The sequence below is a fragment of the Microcoleus sp. A003_D6 genome, from assembly GCF_036702825.1.
Classification (GTDB): domain Bacteria; phylum Cyanobacteriota; class Cyanobacteriia; order Cyanobacteriales; family Microcoleaceae; genus Microcoleus.
On the sequence record NZ_JAUBWA010000098.1, the window covers coordinates 1 to 22180 of the forward strand.

20 protein-coding genes and 1 pseudogene are annotated in these 22180 nt (G+C 46.8%); 11 read left to right on the top strand and 10 right to left on the bottom strand.

What is annotated here, in order from left to right; translation table 11 throughout:
- Positions 1-476: 476 nt before the first annotated feature.
- Positions 477-614, bottom strand: a pseudogene (locus QUB70_RS23500) (RRXRR domain-containing protein); the annotation flags it as partial.
- Between the two features lie 475 nt (positions 615-1089).
- On the bottom strand, positions 1090-2757 hold the full coding sequence (gene cimA, locus QUB70_RS23505; protein WP_332983748.1) for a citramalate synthase: 1668 nt from the start codon (positions 2755-2757) through the stop codon (positions 1090-1092).
- A 117-nt stretch (positions 2758-2874) separates the two neighbouring features.
- Between cimA and QUB70_RS23510 the strand changes: the two genes are divergently transcribed.
- Positions 2875-3213: a 2Fe-2S iron-sulfur cluster-binding protein gene (locus QUB70_RS23510; protein ID WP_332983749.1), complete on the top strand. Its 339-nt coding sequence runs from the start codon at positions 2875-2877 to the stop codon at positions 3211-3213.
- A gap of 155 nt (positions 3214-3368) precedes the next feature.
- A complete protein-coding gene (gene thiO, locus QUB70_RS23515; protein WP_332983750.1) occupies positions 3369-4466 on the top strand; it encodes a glycine oxidase ThiO in 1098 nt (365 codons plus the stop codon).
- A 67-nt stretch (positions 4467-4533) separates the two neighbouring features.
- On the opposite strand, the gene QUB70_RS23520 is transcribed toward thiO, so the two are convergent.
- Positions 4534-5001: a hypothetical protein gene (locus QUB70_RS23520; RefSeq protein WP_332983751.1), complete on the bottom strand. Its 468-nt coding sequence runs from the start codon at positions 4999-5001 to the stop codon at positions 4534-4536.
- Positions 5002-5349: 348 nt separating this feature from the next.
- On the opposite strand from QUB70_RS23520, the gene QUB70_RS23525 reads away from it, so the two are divergent.
- Complete coding sequence (locus QUB70_RS23525; protein WP_332983752.1) at positions 5350-6132, top strand: SAM-dependent methyltransferase; 783 nt, start codon at positions 5350-5352, stop codon at positions 6130-6132.
- 13 nt (positions 6133-6145) lie between these two features.
- Positions 6146-6481, top strand: coding sequence for a cupin domain-containing protein (locus QUB70_RS23530; protein ID WP_332983753.1), 336 nt, complete (start codon positions 6146-6148; stop codon positions 6479-6481).
- A gap of 38 nt (positions 6482-6519) precedes the next feature.
- Here the strand turns inward: QUB70_RS23530 and QUB70_RS23535 are convergent, their stop codons facing one another.
- Both QUB70_RS23535 and QUB70_RS23540 read right to left on the bottom strand, forming a co-directional pair.
- A complete protein-coding gene (locus QUB70_RS23535) occupies positions 6520-7047 on the bottom strand; it encodes a hypothetical protein (protein WP_332983754.1) in 528 nt (175 codons plus the stop codon).
- A 96-nt stretch (positions 7048-7143) separates the two neighbouring features.
- Positions 7144-7845 carry a Crp/Fnr family transcriptional regulator gene (locus tag QUB70_RS23540; protein ID WP_332983755.1) on the bottom strand — a complete coding sequence of 234 codons (702 nt, stop codon included), beginning with the start codon at positions 7843-7845 and terminating at the stop codon, positions 7144-7146.
- A 45-nt stretch (positions 7846-7890) separates the two neighbouring features.
- On the opposite strand from QUB70_RS23540, the gene QUB70_RS23545 reads away from it, so the two are divergent.
- The 5 genes from QUB70_RS23545 (at position 7891) to QUB70_RS23565 (ending at position 13172) form a co-directional block, all read left to right on the top strand.
- Positions 7891-8409, top strand: coding sequence for a hypothetical protein (locus QUB70_RS23545; RefSeq protein WP_332983756.1), 519 nt, complete (start codon positions 7891-7893; stop codon positions 8407-8409).
- A 199-nt stretch (positions 8410-8608) separates the two neighbouring features.
- Positions 8609-9415 carry a thiazole synthase gene (locus QUB70_RS23550; protein ID WP_332983769.1) on the top strand — a complete coding sequence of 269 codons (807 nt, stop codon included), beginning with the start codon at positions 8609-8611 and terminating at the stop codon, positions 9413-9415.
- A 69-nt stretch (positions 9416-9484) separates the two neighbouring features.
- Positions 9485-9652, top strand: coding sequence for a photosystem II assembly protein Psb34 (gene psb34, locus QUB70_RS23555; protein WP_332983757.1), 168 nt, complete (start codon positions 9485-9487; stop codon positions 9650-9652).
- 505 nt (positions 9653-10157) lie between these two features.
- Positions 10158-12374, top strand: a complete 2217-nt coding sequence (locus QUB70_RS23560) for a hypothetical protein (protein WP_332983758.1) — start codon at positions 10158-10160, stop codon at positions 12372-12374.
- A gap of 105 nt (positions 12375-12479) precedes the next feature.
- Positions 12480-13172 carry a response regulator transcription factor gene (locus tag QUB70_RS23565; protein ID WP_332983760.1) on the top strand — a complete coding sequence of 231 codons (693 nt, stop codon included), beginning with the start codon at positions 12480-12482 and terminating at the stop codon, positions 13170-13172.
- Positions 13173-13388: 216 nt separating this feature from the next.
- On the opposite strand, the gene hemG is transcribed toward QUB70_RS23565, so the two are convergent.
- Complete coding sequence (gene hemG / locus QUB70_RS23570) at positions 13389-14822, bottom strand: protoporphyrinogen oxidase (protein WP_332983761.1); 1434 nt, start codon at positions 14820-14822, stop codon at positions 13389-13391.
- Positions 14823-14857: 35 nt separating this feature from the next.
- Here hemG and QUB70_RS23575 point away from each other — a divergent pair, with 35 nt between their 5' ends.
- Positions 14858-15007, top strand: a complete 150-nt coding sequence (locus QUB70_RS23575; protein WP_332983763.1) for a hypothetical protein — start codon at positions 14858-14860, stop codon at positions 15005-15007.
- A gap of 24 nt (positions 15008-15031) precedes the next feature.
- Here the strand turns inward: QUB70_RS23575 and QUB70_RS23580 are convergent, their stop codons facing one another.
- Together QUB70_RS23580 and QUB70_RS23585 are read right to left on the bottom strand one after the other, a co-directional pair.
- Entirely contained in the window at positions 15032-15292 is a 261-nt protein-coding gene (locus tag QUB70_RS23580) for a DUF2811 domain-containing protein (protein WP_332983770.1), read from the bottom strand.
- 1112 nt (positions 15293-16404) lie between these two features.
- A complete protein-coding gene (locus QUB70_RS23585) occupies positions 16405-17064 on the bottom strand; it encodes a class I SAM-dependent methyltransferase (RefSeq protein WP_332983764.1) in 660 nt (219 codons plus the stop codon).
- Between the two features lie 685 nt (positions 17065-17749).
- On the opposite strand from QUB70_RS23585, the gene QUB70_RS23590 reads away from it, so the two are divergent.
- A complete protein-coding gene (locus QUB70_RS23590; protein ID WP_332983765.1) occupies positions 17750-19810 on the top strand; it encodes a sensor histidine kinase in 2061 nt (686 codons plus the stop codon).
- An 18-nt stretch (positions 19811-19828) separates the two neighbouring features.
- On the opposite strand, the gene QUB70_RS23595 is transcribed toward QUB70_RS23590, so the two are convergent.
- Both QUB70_RS23595 and rnc read right to left on the bottom strand, forming a co-directional pair.
- The gene (locus QUB70_RS23595; protein WP_332983766.1) at positions 19829-21106 is read right to left on the bottom strand and encodes a Gfo/Idh/MocA family protein; all 1278 of its coding nucleotides are present in this window, start codon (positions 21104-21106) and stop codon (positions 19829-19831) included.
- A 295-nt stretch (positions 21107-21401) separates the two neighbouring features.
- On the bottom strand, positions 21402-22115 hold the full coding sequence (gene rnc, locus QUB70_RS23600; protein ID WP_332983773.1) for a ribonuclease III: 714 nt from the start codon (positions 22113-22115) through the stop codon (positions 21402-21404).
- Positions 22116-22180: the final 65 nt, after the last annotated feature.

Genomic DNA, 22180 nt, shown 5'->3' on the forward strand with positions numbered 1-22180 from the left:
TTATTTTTATTTGGCGATTTTACTGGCTTTTTCATTTTAACCCTTTTTTGGCATACTCGCCAAAGTGAGATGCACCCTACTGAGAACCTATAGGGCTTTCCGCAGTTCTATGTGTTTGAGATTCGTCACGGGTCGGGTTCCATCTCTACTCCGGTGGGATTATATTTCGTCGGACTAGAAAATCATCAACTCTAGTTCTACCCACTTACCTTTTGGTGAGAGTGTTTCAGCCTGATTTCACTCTTTGTTCATCACGAAGTGTACAAACGATGATTACTGGTGATTAACCCTTCCGTGCTTCCCCTTGCTCCTTTCTAACTTAGGCTGTTAGATTAGGCTACTTTCGTGGTCTGCATTCCATTAGGTTCATTATTTACTACTAACGTGACCGGGGTAGCGTGACCCTTTTACGTGGGGACAACGGGACGAAATCCGTTGGGAGAGAAGGCTCTCCACTCAGAACACGTAGCTTAACTACGTCGCGCAATGATAGTGAACGGGAATCTACGAAATACCGCAGCTTTTCCAGACGTTAGTAATTTCCTTGCTACCGAGGGATGACATGGACTTAACGGCTGTTTGTTTTTATCAATAACTAGCGTGTAATTTGACATTTCTGCCTCTCTAATTTCTTAGGTGAAGTTAGCTTCGACAATGTTAGGAGTCGGTACTATCTCAAAAGCACTGGTTTAACCCATTAAGCCTGTTTAACTTTTGAGTTTTAGAGCTTGGAACTAGCTTCGCATTCCAAGGTAAGAACTTTAACGCTTACTCCTAACGTAGGTATTGCTACCTGAGTCTGGTAAACTTTGGACTTCTTTCAAAGCCCACGATGTACGCTCTTAGCGTCAGCGTTGGGTTGTTTACGATAATCTTCTGGAATTGATAAGCTATTCGCCATACCCAAATCTCCACAGATTTTACCGAACGATCGCCTCTAACTGGGCATTGTCCACAAATTGTCTCAATTTTATCTCACATCTTGCATCATTCTCAAGAACAGGCAAGATGCCTGTTCCACAAAGAGTGATTTTTCTTGTGGGGTGGGCATCCTGCCCGCCCGGTTTTTGTTTGCTATTTTCTACTCGATCAATGCACTCTGCAAACTAGGGCGATCGCCTCTTGATTTTCTAGCACCAAACCGTACTCCAAACCTTCAACAACAGCCTGACAAGAAGCATCCAAAATATTACCAGAAACCCCGACAGTCGTCCAGCGGTCTTGACCGTTACTAAACTCAGCCAAGACGCGAGTTTTAGCAGAAGTTCCCGCACCGCCGTCAAGAATCCGCACCTTGTAATCTGTGAGGTAAAAATGGGCGATGGCGGGATAAAAGTTCACCAAAGCTTTCCGCAAAGCCGCATCCAAAGCCGAAACCGGGCCGTTTCCTTCGGCAGCTTCCAAAATATTTGTCCCGTTTACTGACAATTTCACCGTTGCCAAAGCCATACAATCTTCGCCAACCTTATCGCAGTGGACTTGAAATCCCTTAATTTCAAACCACGGCGGCCGCTGTTCCAAGGCTTCCCGCATTAACAATTCAAAAGATGCCTCAGCACCCTCAAATTGATATCCCTGGCTTTCCAAATCTTTCAATTTTTCCAGAATTTGGCGGCAAGCAGGATTTTTGCGATCGAGATCAATGCCAAAAGTGCGAGCCTTCGCCAAAACATTGCTCAAACCAGCTTGATCGGAAATCACAATTCGCCGGATGTTGCCGATTTTTTCCGGTTCCAAGTGTTCGTAAGTTAATGGATTTTTCTCAACCGCCGATACGTGAATTCCGCCTTTATGAGCAAAAGCCGAAAGGCCGACAAAAGGAGCATGATCGTCGGGTGCAAGATTGACAATTTCACTGATCGATCGGCTAACCTGAGTTAATTTAACTAATTGCTCGTCTTGAATGCAATCATAACCCAACTTGAGCTGAAAATTAGGAATCAACGAACATAAATTAGCATTGCCGCAGCGTTCGCCGTAACCGTTAATAGTTCCCTGTACCATCGTCACCCCTTCCCGCACCGCAGCCAAAGCATTAGCAACCGCAACTCCCGAGTCGTTGTGAGTGTGAACTCCCAGTTGAATTTTAGACTTTCTCCCCCCCTTAATAAGGGGGGGTTGGGGGGGGTCAATTTCCGGTTCAGAAATATCCCAACTTTCTATTATTTCTGCCACATCGCGAACAACCTGACTGATTTCGTGAGGTAAAGTGCCGCCGTTGGTATCGCAAAGCACCAGCCATTCTGCACCGGCATCCGCCGCCGCTTCTAAAGTTTTAATAGCATAATCTCGATTGTGCTTGTAGCCGTCAAACCAGTGTTCGGCATCGTAAATAACGCGCCTTCCCTGACTCCGCAAATATTCAATTGTATCTCGAATCATCGCCAGATTTTCTTCTAGAGTCGTCTTCAAACTTTCAATAACGTGCAAATCCCACGACTTGCCAAACAGTGTCACCCAGCGAGTACCGGCGGACAAAATAGCCTGCAACATTTCATCATTAGCTGCCGTAGTTCCCGGCCGCCTAGTCGAACAAAAAGCTACAACTTCTGCTTGAGTTAGCGGCTGTTCTTTGAGCCGCCAAAAAAATTGTACGTCTTTAGGATTAGCCCCGGGCCAGCCGCCTTCAATAAAGGGAATTCCTAAACTGTCTAACTGACGAGCAATTCGCAGTTTATCTTCGAGAGATAAGCAGAGTCCCTCGCACTGAGCACCGTCTCGCAGCGTGGTATCGTAGATCCAGAGCCGATTTGTCATGGGAAATTGCGATCGAGAAATTGGTAATATATCACTTACTATATTAGATGGATTTATTTGAAATTAATGCGATAATATATATGAAAATTAACATAAATCTAACAGGGGTAAATTACTGTGGTTAAGGTACAAGCGCAAGGAAAAACATTTGAGTGCGATCGCGAAGCCAATCTCCGTGAAGTTTTGCTCAAAAACGGCATCGATCTCTACAACGGCAACGCCAAAGTCATCAACTGCCACGGCCTCGGTACTTGCGGCACCTGCGCCGTCAACGTCGAGGGCGAAGTTTCCGAGCCCGAGTGGCGCGAAAAAGCCCGACTTTCGCTTCCTCCCCATTCTTCCGCATCCAACCGCCGTTTGTCCTGCCAAACCAAGGTTTTAGGCGATATTAAGGTGACAAAATATGACGGTTTCTGGGGCCAGGGATCTGAAACTGTCTGGAAACCAATCGGATAGATTTTTTGTCGATCTTAGGACTAAAGCTTCTGTTACAATCCAATCGACTCGTAGGGTGCGTCAGACGAAGTTCTAAAACGATTATCGAGGATTTCGGCATCTGACGCACCTTACCATTATAGATAATAGAGTTAAGGATTTCTGGCAACAAGTCAATGAATTCATCTAAAGATATTCTGATTATTGGCGGCGGAATAATCGGCCTTTCGCTAGCAGTTGAACTCAAATTGCGAGGGGCTTCTGTCGCCGTTCTCACCGTCGATTCTAAACAACCGACGGCCCGGGCGGCCGCCGGAATGCTAGCCCCCCAAGCCGAACGAATTCCCCCCAGTCCGATGCTCGATTTGTGCTTGCAAAGCCGCGCACTTTATCCCGCCTGGGTCGAACAGCTAGAAGATATTACTGGATTGAAAACGGGATATTGGCGATCGGGAATTCTCGCGCCAGTGTGTCAAAATGAGTCTCAAGAAAAGCCGCTTTTATCAAACCTTAATTATCAATGGTTGGACAGAGATACTGTTCGCCAACATCAATTGGGATTAGGTCAAGAAGTAATTGGCGGTTGGTGGTATCCTGACGACGCTCAAGTTGACAATCGCGCTTTATTTCGGACGCTTCAAGTTGCAAGTAAAGAATTACAAATTGAGATTATTCAAGGTAATGCAGGGGAAATTATTCGGCAGGGAAACCGAGTTTTTGGAGTAGAAACAACGGCAGGAAAATTACAAGCTGACCGTTATGTTTTGGCTGCGGGTGCTTGGTCTGAGCAGTTATTGAATATTCCTGTGTTTCCAAGAAAGGGGCAAATGCTGTCAGTATGCGTCCCAGAAGATTGTGGAGCGATTCAGCCGCTGCAAACAGTTTTATTCGGAACTGGCATTTATATTGTGCCGCGTCAAGATGGCAGAATTATTATCGGCGCTACTAGCGAAAATGTCGGATTTACTCCCGGAAATACTGCGGCGGGAATGCAAAGTTTGCTAGCAGGAGCTATTAAGTTATATCCCGAATTAAAAAATTATCCGATTCTGGAGTTTTGGTGGGGATTTCGGCCGGCTACTCCTGATGAGTTGCCGATTTTGGGTGCTAGTGCTTGGGATAATTTGACGCTAGCTGCGGGGCATTACCGCAATGGCATTTTGTTGGCTCCGGTGACGGCTAAATTGTTGGCTGATTTAATTTGGAATCAAAAATTAGATCCGTTATTAGCTGCTTTCAATTATTCGAGGTTTGCCTCTTCAGGACTCAGTTAAAACTCTATTTGTAGGGTGTACATTACCGCTTTAAGTAGCGCCTCCCACCTTTTTTGTAAGTCATAAATTAGTTCGATTTCTGTATTTTTGGTTGGTTCAATTCTCTGCATTTAGCGGAAGCCAAATCGTAAGTCTTTTGGTAATCGCTACCGCCTAACATCAAATCGCCGTAATATTCATAAGGTTGATTGCCGTAAACCGGCAGGGGATCGTCTTCTGGATAATCTTCTTTTGATTCTTCTAGGATTGCTTTGAGTTTTTTGACGCTGAAGCGCTGTACTGGGAAGTAATGAATGTCTTGAGCGATGAAGCCTAGATGCGGAAAGGTTGGGTCAACAATTCGCTCGTCGAGTTCAATCCAGCTATACTCGATGGGTTTATACGGTGCTCCAGGCACAGCTAAAAATCCTTGGACGTAGATTGCGCCCTCTGTGGCTAACGCTGCTTTACAAGCGTTGTCAAAGCAGTTTTTACGGTTGCTTTTGATGCGATCGGCGATTTCAATAGAAAGCGTCTCATCTAATAGTTCGGTCATAATCCGTTTTAGTGGCGTGCGACTAGATTGTAGCAAGTTAGAGCTCCGAGTACAAAGAATCCCCAGTGTAATTTGCGCGATCGCACAAAATGATGATGTTTCTGCAATCCTCAATCTTATACCAATTATTAAAAGTAGGGACACGGCAATGCTGTGTCCTACTCCACGAACCGGACACGGCAATGCCGTGTCCCGAATCCCCGCGCCGGACACGGCATTGCCGTGTCTTTAATCGAAAATCGAAAATCGATTGATGTACTCTACGATAATTTGAATATGAGCTAGATCGTAGAAAGATTTGGGATAATTTGGCAAACTGAAAGTAAGGTTAAATAGGAGGTCAATTTAATGACCAATACTGCTCTCAATTTTAAGACTGCACCCGGACATGAAGTGCTCGCAGCGGCTGGCAAGAAAATGCTGAGGCCGGGGGGGAAACTTGCTACGGAAATGTTATTTGAATGGGCGGATTTTCAGCCAGGGGAGACTGTTTTGGAGTTGGCTGCTAGTTTTGGATATAGTTCGATCGCCCTTGCTGAACGTTTTGGCGTAAAAGTAGTGGGAGTTGAGAAAAATCCCGACAGTGTGGCCCGCGCTCGTGCTAATGTTGCAGCAGCCGGTTTGAGCGATCGAGTAGAAATTGTGGAAGGAGATATTTTTCACTTGGATCGGATTTCCCAACGGTTTGATTGGGTGTTGGCTGAAGCTATCCTCACCATGCAGTCGCCGTCGGGGAAAGCTAAAATTGTATCTGGAATTTGCGATCGTTTAAAACCAGGTGGCAAGTTTCTCTCTCACGAACTTTTAGCTAGAAACCGAGAATCTGAAATTCAAAAAGCTTTATCAGAAGTGACTCGGGCTAATTCAACGCCTTTGTCTGAGTCTGGCTGGATTGGTGTTTACCAAAACGCGGGTTTGCAAGTAGAAAAGTGTCAAACCGGGGCGATGGGCCTCCTAAATTTGTCGCGAATGCTGCAAGATGAAGGGTTTGTGGGTACTGTGCGGATTGTGTGGAATGTTTTAAGTCGATCGCAAATTCGCGATCGGGTTTTAGCAATGCGTCGAGTTTTCCAGCATTACCAACAGGATTTAGGCTACATCGTCATCTGTGCCAAAAAACAACAATATTAGGGAGTAAAATTTTATGACTGCTACTCTTTTACCGCTACAATCTTCAGCAATCAAACTCCGAGACACTATTGAATATCCCGCAGCCGGAGTGCTGACGAAAATTTTAGTCAAAGACAATAATTGTCAGCACACTTTAGTTTGTCTGGCCGCAGGTTCGGAAATTGCCGAACACAACTCGGCACGGAATGCCACAGTTAATGTAATCGAAGGAAAAGGAACTTTGACTCTGGAAGGTAAAGATATTGTTTTGGAACCGGGGGTGTTTGTTTTCATGCCTGCTCGCGCTCCCCACGCTTTGAAGGGTGAAGAAAATTTGGCGTTTTTATTGACATTTTCGGAGGCTAATTAAGGCTGTAATAGTCTGACGCTCGGAAACTTTTTCAACTACTATTCTGTTTCTGGTTCTACTGTTTCTACTGTAGTCGCCCCTGAAGCACGAAGCAACCAAGCAAGACTGCCCCAGGGGAAAGGCCATGCTTGAATTTCGATCGCCACTCGAAGCAGATTATTACTTTCAACAATAGCATCCCACCAAAACCATTGACGTTCATCATCAGGAAAAAACCAAGCAATCCAACCAATTAACGTCCACTCTAACCTTTGGTTTTCATTAAACTTTTCTTCTGACTCAAGTCCTCGCCACCATTGTAACCATTGCTCATCCTCTTCTTCTGTTTTTGATCGAGCACATCTCTGAACAAACCATTCAGGTAATAATCTTTGCCAATCCTCATCAGATAACCATTCCAATGCACTCTGTCTCAGAACCACCTCAAGAACTTCTCTAGATTTGCTAAGAACAACACCTGCATTGCCTGGACAATAAGCGTTAACTTGAACAATCCCCAATCCTTCAGGAATATCGATAGGATTTGTTCCTATTAATAAATGTCGCAATTCATCTTCTATTTTCATTCGCTTCTTTAATTGTGATTGTTGCCTTGCAGTGTCATAAACCTGGTCGCTGTAGGGGCGGTGTTTCCGTGCCGGCCCCGATTCCTGTAAGGGCGGTCAATCTATTTCATCTCCCGAGGCTATCGCCCCCAATTTTTCCCAATCCAACACCGCAATCTTCCCCCCTCGACTGTAAGATACAAACGGCTTCAGTTTCTTAAACAACCGCACGCATTCTTCGTAGGTAATTCCAATACTGCGAGCAATTTGATAGTAGGGAAAACGTTTTTCTAAACATACACGATTATCCACAATCTTCGTACCTTGCTCGATCGCAAAGTAATGAATAAATCGGGCCAGCCGCACGATCGCCCTTTCCGACACCAAACCGTGCACAGTCTCGTGCAGTTGCTGCAACCGCTGATTAAACACCGCCAATATTCGCAAAGCAATCTCGGGATTTTCTCGAATTGCTGCTAGCAAAAATTCCCGTTCTGTGGTAAGAACTTGCACGTCAGTTTCTGCCGTCACAGTTGCGGGGGCAAAGCCGTTGCCTAACAAAGCAGGTGCGGCAAAGATATCTCCCTGAAATAGGGTGCGGAGAATTGTTTCTTTACCCGCCGCTGCTGTTTTTGCCACCCGCAGAGAACCGCTCAAAAGAGTGTATAATTTTTCGGGGATGCGATCGCCCTCATACATCACAACTTCTCCCTGTCGGTAAGTCCGAATAGCTGTATGTTCTTGCAATTGCTCTAAATCAGCTCGGTTTAAGCTGGAAAATATCGCAATTTCGGCCAGTTGCTCGACAGTTGCTTGCATACATTTAATTTTAGGCGATCGGAGTCTATTGACAGTATAATAACGGTGAATTCAGAATATATCGAGACAAGCAGAGCCATCTACGAAAATGCCGAACCCGAATATCAGCGATATTATTTTGATGAGGTAGCTGGTGGATTTGTGCTAATTCACCAACAACACAATCTTAATAATTCGGAAATATTTCTTGCTGAAGTTTTGGCTAAAATAGGGATGAGAGTTAAAATGTTGAGCGAACAAGCAGCAGAGAGTGTGAGAACGCCAGATGCTGAGATTGACGGTCGGATTTGTGAATTTAAGGAGCTAACAGAATCTACTAGAAATATCAGGTATCGAGTTCAAGAAGGAATCAGCAGGGCAAAAAATCAAGGTGCATCAGTAGTTATTTTTCACATCAACCGAGAAAATTACGATGTCTGGAAAATCAACGCTGGCATCAAACAAGGTCTGTTTTGGGATACCCAAAACCAAATTCAACAAATAATTTTTGTTGCCAACAGCAAACAAATTCAAATCATTACAAGGGAAGACTGGCAAAATGGAAGACCATTTCAGCGAATTTAAAGAAATCGTAGAGTGCGGGTTGAAAAATAATATGCCGCGAGATGCTAAATTAATTACTTTAGGGCAAATTTTATATGCTGTTACCCGCGACGATCTAACTATCAAAGAAGGTTGGCAGCTTGAAGAGATGATGGGTGGCAGAACACAGTGGGAAGAAGCACTTGAGTACAGTATTTTTGGCTATCCAGTAGATACAGCAATGCCATCTTTAGACAAACCTCTAATTATTGCAGGCAAAACTTTTCATTCTCGTTTGATGACGGGGACGGGAAAATATCGCAGCATTGCAGAAATGCAGCAAAGTGTCAATGCTAGCAGGTGCGAAATTGTGACTGTAGCTGTGCGGCGAGTGCAAACAAATGCTCCCGGTCATGAAGGATTGGCAGAGGCTCTGGATTGGACTAAAATTTGGATGCTGCCAAATACTGCCGGTTGTCAAACTGCGGATGAAGCTATTAGAGTAGCTCGTTTGGGCCGGGAAATGGCGAAACTTTTAGGGCAAGAAGATAATAATTTTGTCAAGTTAGAAGTGATTCCCGATGCTAAGTATTTGCTGCCAGATCCGATCGGCACTTTGGAAGCCGCAGAACAATTAGTTAAAGAAGGTTTTGCCGTTTTGCCTTACATCAATGCCGATCCCCTACTAGCCAAACGCCTAGAAGAAGTCGGCTGTGCTACAGTCATGCCTTTAGGTTCGCCGATCGGTTCCGGACAAGGAATCAACAATGCGGCCAACATTCAAATAATTATTGACACGGTAAATATTCCTGTGGTTGTCGATGCCGGGATCGGAACTCCCAGCGAAGCGGCCCGAGCAATGGAAATGGGAGCCGATGCACTGTTGATTAATTCGGCGATCGCCAATGCCCAAAATTCCCCAGCGATGGCAAAAGCAATGGGAATGGCAGCAGAAGCAGGGCGGATGGCGTACTTAGCAGGTAGGATGCCCGTCAAGGATTATGCGATCGCCTCTTCCCCCGAAACCGGTACTGTCACCTCAAAATAAATTCCCGAATTTTCCTGGGCGCTTTTTTGGTACAGTTGTAAACATCAAAAATATTAAGGATTGTGACTGATGCCTTACATCAAAGATGACGATGGACGCCTGAACAACTTTGCTAAAGAGCCGAAGGTGTATGAAGCCCTACCTCCCAACAAAAATCAGCAACGCAACTACATCATCATGGGTATTGCAGCAGCTATGTTAGTGGCCGGTTTGGTGTTTGTGGCGGCCTCAGTCTGAAAACTAAGCTGACACTCAAAGCTGCTTCAAATCACAATTTAAAATAATCCTTCCACAAACCATGTTTTCTTTACCCAGGGAAACATGGTTTTTGTGTTTCAATAAAAGCAGGTAGTGGCAACATTCCTGAAGCGTGCGCTGCGAGCTGAAAAACTAAATAAGACAAGCAGAAATTTTGTTTATTCATCTCTGCGTTCTGGTTCAGGGACTTGGGTGGCAATTAATCAGACGCGAGCGTCAAAAACATAAATTTGCCAATTGAAAATCTACAATTTTTTTGTAATCACTGGTGCGATTGACGGCAGTTCGGGCCCTGTTGCGATTTACAGCAGATTCCACGTTTATGAAGTACACCCCGATCGCTCTTCTAGTGTCGTAGGGACACGGCACTGCCGTGTCCCTACCTCTACTAACGATCGAGATTTCAACTCTCAACTCTCAACTCTAAAATCTAAAATCTACAATCCAAAATCTAAAATCTAAAATCTAAAATCGGCTGACTGTGATGTCTATTCCTTCCCAAAAAGTTTCTAGCTCGAACAAGCAGATATACCAACGCTTGAAACAAGCGATCGACCTCAATTTACGCCGTCAAATTTTTATCGCCGCCTGCGACGACTTGTGCTTGCGGGACTGTCTGGCAGCCCGCTTGCAGGCAGAATTAGCCAGCGCCGGCTCCATTCCTCGCTCCCCGAGCGAGTACCCCCGATTTGTCAGTTTGGAACTCGACTTGAGCGATCCAAATCCTTGGGGCTCGATCGCCGCGTGGCTGACCCAACACCAACCGCCCCAAAACAGGGGCAGCTACAGCCGTTTGCCGGGATTTCAAATTATCGGGGCAGAACACCTGAGCCGGCACTCAGCAGCCGTACAGTGGTCGTTCCTGAGCTATTTGAGGGACATCGAAGCACACCTGCAAATGTGCGAGTCTACTCTGTTGCTGTGGGTGTCGCGCCCCTGGCTGAGTTCGATCGAGCAATCGGCACCAGAATTTTGGCAATGGCGAACCGGAGTATTTGAGTTTGAAGGCGAACCAACTCCAGCTAAGGGAGACGGAGGGTACTCCGAGGACTTCGGGAACTCGGAAAACTTGGGTTCCTTGCGGGACAACGGAGACTCCGGCGACAAATTTTTAATATCTTCTTTATCTGGACAATTCCCAATTCCCCAGGAACAATCCCAAGTTGCCGATTCCCCATCCCCCACAACAGATTCTAAATCCGTCGAACTGGCAGATTTGGTTCTAGCAGCGGCTTCTGGGGAGTTGGAAGCAGAAAATAATGTCGCGTCGGAGGACAATTTTGAGCCGCTGCAAACTCTGCAATACATAGAATTACTGCAAGAACATCAGTGCTGTTCCGAAGCATTGGCTTTGGCTTATTACAATTTGGGGAATTGCTACCGCGATCGCATTCTGGGCGGAGACGCTTCGCAGCAAAACCTGACAATCGCCATTCGCGCGATCGAGCAAGTGATTGCGTACCTCGAACTCGACCCCAACTCGCAGCAAAATCAACCGCCAACCGACGAATGCGCGCGGCTGATTGCCCAATTGACACAAAATTTAACTCAGTACGCCCAAGAGTCCAACAGCCTACCGCCAATTTCCGATCTCCTCAACGATCTCGGCACTTTCTACTGGATGCTGTCGCGCGATCGCACGCAGCATAACACCTCAGATCCGGTATCCTGCCTCGAACGCAGCATCGCCCTCTACCTTGAAGGTTTGAATCGAACAGATGCCGAGAGCGCACCCCAAACCCGCGTTAGATTAAACAAAAATTTGGGAATCGCCTCGGCAGATTTAGCCCGCTATCGAGACAAGACAGAGAACTTGCAGCAAGCAGTTGCAGCTTACCAACAAGCGCTGCTGGATCTCGACCCCGCAGTCGAACCCCAGCAGTACGCTGCGGCTCAGAATAATCTGGCGACAGCATACTGGAATTTAGCTCAAGACGGTCAGCCGATCGTATATCTCAAAAGCGCGATCGCAGCTTACACCCAAGCCCTCTCCTGCTACAGTCCCGAACGAGAACCCCTCAACTATGCCGGAGTGCAAAACAACCTCGGTACCGCCTGCTGGAACCTCGCCCAGCACGAACCCTCAGAACTCCTGCTAGTCAGGGCGATTTCCGCCTACCGCGAAGCCTTGAAATACCGCACCCGAGAATTAGTACCCGCAGCAGCAGCAGCCACCTACAACAATCTCGGTACCGCTTATTGGCATTTGGCGAACCAGTTCCAGCAGAAGCAGGCCCGGACGGAATCGTTGCAGCAGGCGATTACCGCCTACGAAGCCGCCCTGGATATCGCCGGAAAGCTCGTTAGCGAAGCCCTCGAAGAGGATCGAACCCAACTCACCTTTGACGCCTTGGCCGCCCGCAACAATCTCGGACTAGCCCACTATCAACTAGCCACAGACCCAGATTTCGCCGCCAACAAAGCCGCACAGACAAGCCATTTAGAAGCAGCACTGCACCACCAGTTGCAAGTGTGCGCCGGTGTCGGACAACATCTCCAGGACAAAGGGTTAACATATGGGGATAAACTCAACCTGCCGTTTGCGGCCAACTCCCAAGTTGCTGATTCCCGGCAAACAGCATTAAGCTATATTGTTAAAACGATTAGAGCTTTCTATAGTGAATGCGGGCTGCCAGGCCAAAATTTAGCCTTATCCAAAGTTCCCGGAGATTTATTGCCCGAAATCTTGCGTAGGTTATAAATATGGCTATAACTATTAAAAGCTCAATTTTTTTCAGATTTGTATCCAGTTTTCTATTATTATGGCTGAATATTCTTGCCTAATTATTCAAGAAAAGTTGTGGTCATGGCCCCTGTAAAAATCCTTGTGGTTGATGACGACCCGGCAATCCGAAATTTAATTCACCGTTTTTTAAGCCAGCAAGGTTATCAAGTTGAGTCTGGCCAGGACGGTCAGACTGGTCTGGAATTATTTGAGCAACTCAATCCTGACTTAGTAGTTCTAGATGTAAATTTACCCGATACTACTGGCTTCAAACTGTGTCAAGAAATGCAAAGACGGACGGGCGTGTTTGTGTTGATGCTGACTGCCAGAACTGATGAAGCTGACAAAATGAAAGGGTTTGCCGAAGGTGCTGACGACTACATTACTAAACCATTCAGTCTTGTAGAGATTGGAGCTCGCGTTGCAGCAATTTTGAAGCGCAAGCGCATTGTTACTCCCGCCGAACAACAAACTCTTACATTTGGACAGCTACTAATAGATCCTGTCCGGCGAGAGGTGATTATCGGCAGTCAGATAGTTGCTTTGACTGCTTTAGAATTCGACCTGCTGTACTGTTTGGCCAGCAAACCCGGTCGCGTGTGGAGGCGATCGGAATTGCTGCATGAAGTGTGGGACTACGAGTATGTAGGAGCCGATCGCGTGGTTGATGTCCATATCGGTCAAATTCGCCGCAAAATTGAACCAGATGCCAATCAAATTTCGATGATTCAAACCGTCCGGGGGGTGGGTTACAAGTTTGAGCCAACAACCTAGTCAACTGTCGGGCATCTAAGTAGTATCTTTCGGGCGGGCGGGACGCCCACCCCACAAGAATTTCACCAAACTTGACTTTAAAAGTTAGAGGCGTCTGGGCTTAACATTCGGCATTCGGCTGCGCGGGGAGGCTAACAAGGCCGGACACGGTATAACATTCAACAGTCCACACCTAACAGTTAACACTCAACAATCACCTGACGGTGCAACCGGAATTTATATAAGATACTCGCGCACTTCTTGCGCCCGCTCAAAACCCCTTCGCACGCAATCTCCCAAAGCCACTCCGCCAACGTAGTTGCTGCACAAATAGATCCCTGGCAAAGACTTTAAACCCCGATCGATCTGTTGCAGGCGATCGAGATGCCCCAAATTGTACTGAGGAATTGCCCGCTTCCACACATTCACCGCCAAAACTTTCGGCTGCGCCGCCTCCGGCTTCAGCAAAATCCGAGACAAATCTCGGTGTACCTCCCGAACGATTTGTTCGGCGTCGAGATTGCCAATTTCCGAATCTGTAGCCCCGCCGATGTAACTGCTGAGAGTTTGCCAGCCCGCAGGCGCGCGATCTGCAAATAAACTCGATGTCCAAATCGTCCCCAGAGTGCGAATTCCCTGCCCCCTGGGAATTAAATTTCCAAAACCCACTAATTTACCCTTGACATCCGACACCGGATATGCTAATACAACGCAGGCAACCGTAGGATAAGTAAAAGCTTGTAAAGCGCTGCTAACTTCCGGTTGCAGAGGCTGCAACAACTCGGCTGTAACATAAGCCGGTGTTGTCAAAACCACAGTCCGGGCCTCAACTTCCTGCTGTCCGTCGGGGGTCGAGAATACAGCAATGTAAGTTTCGCGTTCTGTGCGATCGAGGCGAGTCAGGTGCCAGTTGAGTTTTAGCCGATCGCCCAATTGAGCGGCGATCGCCTCTGGCAAAGCCTTCAAACCCCCTTTAAACGAACCCAACTCCCCCGGCCTAGTTTTAGGAATATTCGGGTCTGCGGGCATTTTCTTCGGTCTTTTCCTAGCAGAAAGCAGCGCCCCCGCCACCAGCCCGCCACCCGCATCAGCCATCTTTGTTACCCGACCAAAAGCCGCCGCCGCGCTAAGCTGTTGCGGATCTCCCGCATAAACCCCAGAAACAAAAGGTTCCACCAACCGCTGCATCACCTCCGTCCCCAGATGACGGCGGAAAAATTGAGAAACAGTTTCCTCGTCACCCTGCTGCGAAAGTCGATCGCCCATTGCCGGCCCCACAAACCCCAAAGCCCCGAACAGCGCCCGCAGTTTCCCCGGAAAACTCAGCAACTGAGACTGAATCATCGCCGCTGGAGTCATCGGCACCGGTTGCAGCTTATTTTGCCAATAAACAAAACGAGGCAATTTGCGATCGGCAAAAATCAACTCCTGCTTGAGCCCCACATCCACAGCCAACTTCATCAATTCCGCAGTCGGCGAAAAACTATTCGGGCCCTCCTCCCAGAGAAACCCCCCCGCTGTCGCAGTTGTGATGTTCCCGCCCACACGTCCCTGACTCTCAGCGACTAAAATCTTCAACGGGGATGCACTCGTTGCTTCTTTTTGAAGTGCGTGCGCCACACTCAAACCGCTAATACCCGCACCCACAATCAAGGTATCTAATAGTTCCATATTACATATTAAAAATATCGCAATCTTTATGTTACATGGCTTTGCACCGCTTGCGTTCTTTGCTGGGCGTACTGCAAAACCGCTTTCAGATTACCGAATTGGGAACCGGGAATTGGGAATGGGAATTGGGAATCGGTAAGCTGTCCCGCATTTCTCAAGCATTTTTCTCGAAGCTTGTGAATTAACCTATCCCTGTCTCCCCGTCTCCTTCACGACGACGGAGTTACATTGTTGCTGTGCAAGTCTTGATGAGGGTATTGAAACAGAGTTTCGAGATAAACTCTCGCAGCTTGGCGGTAGCTGCGCGAGGCTTCCGGCGTACTGCTGTCGGCATTCTGCAACAAAAACAGCGACAGCGACGCGGAGAATACTCGGTCTAGATCCCATTCGGGATGAGTTTCCAGGTAAGTTTTGAGAGAATCGTGCAGCGTTTCGGGAATTTCGGCAAAAATACTGACTGTTGGGTTCATCATTTTTTTAGTCTCGCTAATAAATTGAAAACAGAACCCCCCTTTCGGCCGGATACAGGTGCTGGCACAGCCGAAATCAGAGCGCTTTTTTTTAGGTCGGTCGCATCATTGTGCGCTATCAGGGGGTAGGTTTGTCAATATTGCGAAATGTTACAAAGTCCTTTATGTAAAAAAAAGATTTACGAGATAATCAGCTTTTCACTACCTTTTTTGTTACATAACTTTATCTTTTTTGGGTTTGTATGAGGGATTGGGCAGCAGGTTAACGAAATCCCCAATTCCCCAGCAAGATCCGACCGTGCCGTTAATTTCTGTGGAAAACTTCCTGAAATCTGTGGAAAACCTCAGACTTGCCTGTGGAAACGCTGTGGAATGTTTAGGGAAAAGTCAGAGAAAAAATAAGAATTGCAAAGGGCATGGGGCTATCGGTAGCAAATGACTAATAACTAATGACTAATGAAGTTTATCCCGGTGGCGCGCCAGGAAGTCCCAGTAGAAAAAATTGAACGGACAGGCATTTTCGCCCGATCGCACGCGTGCGATCGAACTTGCTTGCACCCCCGACAATAATCGCTCATTTTATTAGACCTCTTGCAAAAATAACTAGGACGGGCAAGATGCCCATCCCACAAAAAACATTTTTCCTTGTGGAACGGGCATCTTGCCCGTTCCAAAATTTGATTAAAAGGACTTTTGCAAGAGGTCTACTGATGTAATTCCCACTCGCAGCGTAGGGTTTCGACGCCAACACACCGCCGTCAGCAAACAAACCCATCTCCCAGCACATTAGACTTCTTCCAAAAGTCCTTTGAAGCAAATTTTCGGACGGGCTCTGGTGCCCATCCCACAAGAGAAAAAACTTTTTGTGGGACGGGCCCCAGAGCCCGTCCCAGCTATTTTTGCAAGAGGTCTATTCAATTAAAATTACGGGTAGGGAAGATTTATCATCGAGGCTGCGGTTGAGCGCTGCTTGGTTCTGCCAAATCCGATCGCCTAATATTCAAACGCCCACAGTCATTTTACTTTTTTAGCTCAAACTTGTTTTTTACTTTTTATGAGTGCTGCTTGTCAATTCAGGAAACTTGATTCGCTGAAAAATTACAAGTCACAACTCATGTTTTTTCAGCTTCTCCCGAGAACTTACTAGAGCATAACATTGATTTCCAAAGATAGGGACACCGACCAGCAAATTTAAATTTAATGTCGGTGTATCCTTCCGATGTTAATAATTTTGTCAGCGTCTCTACTGAAAAAAATTTAATGTGACCGTTATCCCAAAGTACGGTAAAATGTTTGTCTAATTTTCCAGAAACAGCTAATGCCAGGTTTTTTAAATAACCGTGATAGGGGGTGGAAATAATTAGCCTGCCTCCCGGCTTGAGGCAGTTTTTTGCAGCTTTTGCCAGTTCTTTTGGATAAAGTAAGTGTTCGATTACTTCAATGGCTAAGACAATATCAAATGAGTGCAGCATATCGGTATCGGGGAGTTCGTAAATATCTGCTTGGATAAACTGACACTCGGGGAAACTTTGACGGGAGATGGCAATTCCGGGTGCAGAACTGTCAACGCCGACTACTTCGCAGCCGTGCTCTGCGATGACGTGACTGAGGCTGCCATTGCCACAGCCGAGATCCAAAACTCGGAGTTTTGTCTGGCTGGCATCCTGGAGTGTCGCCACCATTTCTAAAAGGGGAGATATCAAATAAGCGTGATGATATCTGGGACGGTTGTTTGTGTAATAATATGTATAATTGCTGGAGTTTTTTTTCATCGATTAAGCTATGGAGAGTATTGCCGAGACCGCAAATTTACCGCAAATTTACGGAGAGTGGGTGCGCTGTTTGGGCTAATGTTCGCCACCTGCGGGGTTGTGAGAGTCGATCGGCAACTCGATCGTCTCATTCTTTTTTTTGACAGGTGAATAGTTGTCACCGAATCCATCATCGGATGTCAAAAAAAATCTTTCACAGGGTGCAGAATCTCGAATCGCCCATTCAATGGGGCATCTCTCGAAGGGATTCGGAAAGAAAAATTGCGTTCCAGCAATAATTCTCTGGGTACACTAGGCACAGACACAACTTTTAACCTCTTACCTTCGGCCCGGCGAGTGCGGCTATGCGATTCTACCTTCAACCAACTGCCGTCTGGCAACCCGAGGCTTTTTTACAGCCTGAAAGATTTTGCCCGAGGGCGATGGGGTGCAAGTCGATCCGAGAATTGATGATGGAAGTGTGACCGAAATCACAGCCATTTGCCAAACAAATTGCTGAGCATCTTTAAGTCAACACACTTAGAATCAAGATTACTACAGTGGCTTCATATAATTTTGTGTTTAAATGTTGTTCGGAAGCTGTGTTTTCCGGTCAGCAAAGCACCCTAGACAAATTAGCGCTTTCAGTGTGGTTTATTGCACTATGGTCGCTGTTGGGTGTTGTACCTTAATTTAGATACGTCCTATGGTTAAGTTAGGTCAATCCTCCTTTCGCCGTATTTTACTGTCGCGGATTTTGTTGCTCAGCGTACCTGTTCTACTGGTGGGGGAGTATGTTACCTATCGCAAGGCACGCTCGACGCTTCTGGAAACTGCTCGTCAAAACTTGACAGAAAGTGCCGTCAGAAAAGCAGAAACTATTGAACAGTGGGCGAAATCGCTGAAGTCGAATCTGATCGGCGCTTCGGAAAACTCGATGTTGCAGTCTGTAGAGCCGAAGGATTATCAAAAGTTTATCGCGCAATTAGGGCAGCGGTTGCCCGCGCAGGTTGATTGCTTGCAATTGACTAATTTACAGACAAATCAAGTCATAGCAAGCACTTGCGGGCAGCAGCCAATTCAGTCGCTGCCTGCCAATTTTTGGCCGAAGGTGCAGCAGCAGCAAACGCTGCTGGACGACAAGAGCGTTTACATCAGTCTGTCCTGGCCTGTGCAGCGACAGGGAAAAGCAAACGAAAAGAAGATGGCTTTGGGTGCTGAGGATTTTTCAGATGCGAGCAAAGAAGGCCGCGACAGCCAAGTGAGTTTGGTGTTGAGCGCTCCTGTTTACATTCGTCGGGGCAACAGCAGGCAGTTGAGTTATGCGTTGAGTTTGCAGTCGGCTCTGCCGGTGCAAACCAGCGCTCCCAAGGGATCTCTAGCCGGCTATACGGTGGCGATCGACCAAGATGGGACGATTTTGGCGCACCCGAATATCGACCGCGTGGGCCGCAATATCGATGCCGAGGCAGATGCCGATCGACTAAAAAGTATTGTCAAAAGGGCGATCGCTGGTGGACAAGCTTTTCTCCATCTATTTTCCTTTGAAAAAAATGGTGTAGAGTTGCTAGCAGGATACGCGGCTATCCCCAGTCCTTCAACTAAACAAGAGAACAGCAAGTGGATTATTTTAGCTGTCTCTCGTTTAGATTACGCTCTATCAGGTTTGGAAGAAATTCAGCAAGTTTTATTTAATTTAATTGTCGGTTTGGTTGCTGCTAGTATCGTCGCGACTTTATATCTGTCTCGGGACTTGGCGCGTCCTTTGGAAAAACTGAGAGACTACGCGCTTAAAGTAGAGACAGAAGCGCCGCAGGCCGTGCCGCAAAATTTCCAAATTAGGGAATTCAATCAACTATCAGAAGCACTAAACAGCATGGTGCAGGGTCTCAGATCCAGGGCCAGAGAATTGGAAGTCGCAACCAAGGAAGCGCAAGTTGCCAATCAGTTAAAAAATGAATTTTTGGGCAATATTTCTCACGAACTGAGAACGCCGCTCAACGGGATTATTGGTTTTATTCAAATTGTGCGGGACGGCTACTGCGATGACCGAGATGAAGAGATGGAGTTCTTGCAGCGGGCCCACGACTCGTCAATGCAATTGCTCAATATTATTAATGATATTTTGGACATTGCTAAAATAGAAGCCGGCACGTTCTCCATGATGTTAGAAGTAGTTGATATTACCCAGGTACTGGAAGACGCGATTGATTTGCAAACACCTCAAATTGAGGAAAAAGGTTTGAAGTTAAGCTTGCCAGAACCTCACGATCCGATTATTGTTCACGCCGATCCAGAGAAGCTAAAACAGGTGTTTTTGAACGTGTTGAGCAATGCCGTTAAGTTTACAGAGTCGGGCAGCATTAATATATCTGTGCGGCTAGAAGTGAGGAATAATTCTGCTAGTTTTAACGGCAGTGCGCCGGAAAGTGCGATCGGTCAGGACCAGGGCGGTCAAAATAATTGGGTGGTGGTGACAATTAAAGATACTGGAATTGGTATCGCTCCCGAGCACCAGCAGAAATTGTTTCAACCTTTTGTGATGGCTGATGGTTCTACAACTCGCAAGTTTGGCGGTAACGGTTTGGGCTTGGCTATCTCGCGAAGGATAATGGAATCTATGATCGGAAGCATTACCCTGCACAGCGCGGGTGTGAATCAAGGTACTGCGGTGATGATTTCTTTACCTGTAAATCAGCAGTCAAGTTTTTATTTTCACAGCCCAGACTTGGTAACGGAAAAGGGAAATTTCAAAAGTTACGAGTGATTTTCCCAATCTCAAATCTCAAATCTCAAATAATATTAGGGGCTGTCCGCCGAGTTCGAGGGATTTGCTCAAAGCGCTGAGAATGCGGATTAATTCGACGGAGGCGGCGCCGGAAGAGGTAGGAGAGGGGGTATTTGTTTGCACGCAGTTGAGGAAGCGATCGCACACTCGCCGCAGCGGTTCTCCAGATTCTACATTCAACACTTCGCGGTGTCTGAAGCCTGTTGGCTGCGGTGCGATCCTCTTCGTTGGCGTAGCCCCCGTAGGGGCGGGCTTCGCTAACGCACTTTCAAAAGAGTTATTCTCCTCGCCCCCGCAATTGGGATTCCCGCGCTGCAAAATCAGGAGAGTTTCTGGCGACATTTCATCAAAAATCAAGGTTCCCAAACTGCCAACAACTGTTAAGCGCCGTTGTTTGTCGGGATTTAGCCAGCACAGGTGAATGAATGCTTGAAATCCGTCGGGATAGGTAAGCGTTACCCAGACTAAATCGGCTAGTCCTTCTGAATGATTCGCAGTCAGCCGTGAATGACCAAATTGATTTTCAATTTCTGCTGCTTCTTGATTTATTCCTTCTTCCTTCTTCCCTCTTCCTTCTTCCTTCTTCCCTCTTCCTTCTTCCTTCTTCCCTCTTCCTTCTTCCTTCTTCCTGACATCCGTTACATCCGTTACAGAATCCGTTGCCGAACTTCCTTCTTCCTTCGGAAATACAGTGCCGATCGCCCTTACTTGAATTGGCGTTTGTTCCAACCAAGTATTGAAAATAGCGATATCGTGAACGGCCAAGTCCCAAAGGGCATCAACGTCGTGCCGCACCGGTTCAAAATGGGTGCGCTGGGCGTAACCGTAGCGCAATTTTCCGAGTTGATGCTGTTGAATAATTCTTTGGCCTCGATCGACTGCTGGATGAAATAGATAAGTGTTGTCAACGAAGAGTTGTCGCTGCTGTTTTTCGGCTAATTGACAGAGTTCTATTGCTTCAGTGAGGTTGAGGGCGAGGGGTTTTTCTGCTAAGACGTGGTAGCCTTGTTGCAGGGCGGAGGCTGCGAGGGTGTAGTGTGTGGAAGCTGGAGTGGCGATCGCCACAGCTTCCAGTCCCGGCAATTCTTGCACTTGAGACCAATCGGTAGCTAGAATCACCGAGGAATGGAGATTAAACTGTTTTTGGACGGCCGCCAATGAATCTCGATTCGGGTCTACCACCGCTAAAACTTCGCTGTTGGGATGTTCGAGAAAGTTGCGAATTAGGTTAACTCCCCAGCGGCCTGCACCCAATACAGCTATTCCGATTTTCATTGATTATAATTTCAAAATTCGCATAGCAATTATAGCATATTTTGTTATTATCAATACTCCGGACAGTTTTTTGGGCAGCGACTGAAACCCGCATTCTACCGTTAAGATTTCACCTGCTGAGGAAGCTGGAACCCTTATTCTACCGTTGGTGATTGAAAACTGTCCGGACTATTGATTATTGGGTTTCTTTTAATACTAAAAATTCCCAATTCTAATTCCCAATTCCCAATTCTCCATGACTAATGACTGATGACTGATGACTGATGACTGATGACTAATGACTACTGACTACTGACTACTGACTACTGACTAATTTATTAAAAGCTGCCTGAGCCGCTGCTTGTTCTGCCGCTTTGATCGATCGACCTTTTCCCTCTGCTACCAACTCTCCCTGAATGAGAACTTCTGCGGTAAAACGATCTTCCCCGCCCTGCACTGTCCCGGTTTCTTGCACGCTATATTTGGGCAAAGTTTTGTATTTGCCTTGAGTCAACTCTTGGAGAGCAGCTTTGTAGTTTTGGCGGGCCGGATCGCTGCGGATTTGGGCCGCTAGGTGTCGAAAGTGAGAATCTAGCCAAGGGCGAATTAATTCTAAGGTATTGACGCTCAAATAAAGCGCAGCCAGTACCGCTTCCAAAGCATCGGCCAGTCGGGGTTCAGCGCCTGTTTTGTCCGAGGCGGCGCTGCTGGAAACAATTAAATAGCGATCGAACCCGTAACTTTCAGCGATTTTAGCAAGAATGCGATCGCTCACCAAGATCGATCGAATAGCAGCAAATTCCCCCACCGTACAGTCGGGATAAATCTCAAACAACAATTCCGACGCCGCCAGCCGCACGACTGCATCGCCTACAAACTCTAGTTGCTCGTAATTTGCCTTAGCTGACGCGCTCGCATGAGTCAAAGCTAAATCCACGAGATGCCATTTGATCGAAGCATCCTTCGACAGTCCCAATTTTTGAATTAATATTTCAAGTTGCTTTTGGCGACCAGGATAAATCAGATTCATAGGGAATTGGGCATTGGGAATTGGGCATTGGGAATTGGGCATTGGGAATTGGGAATGTATCTGGT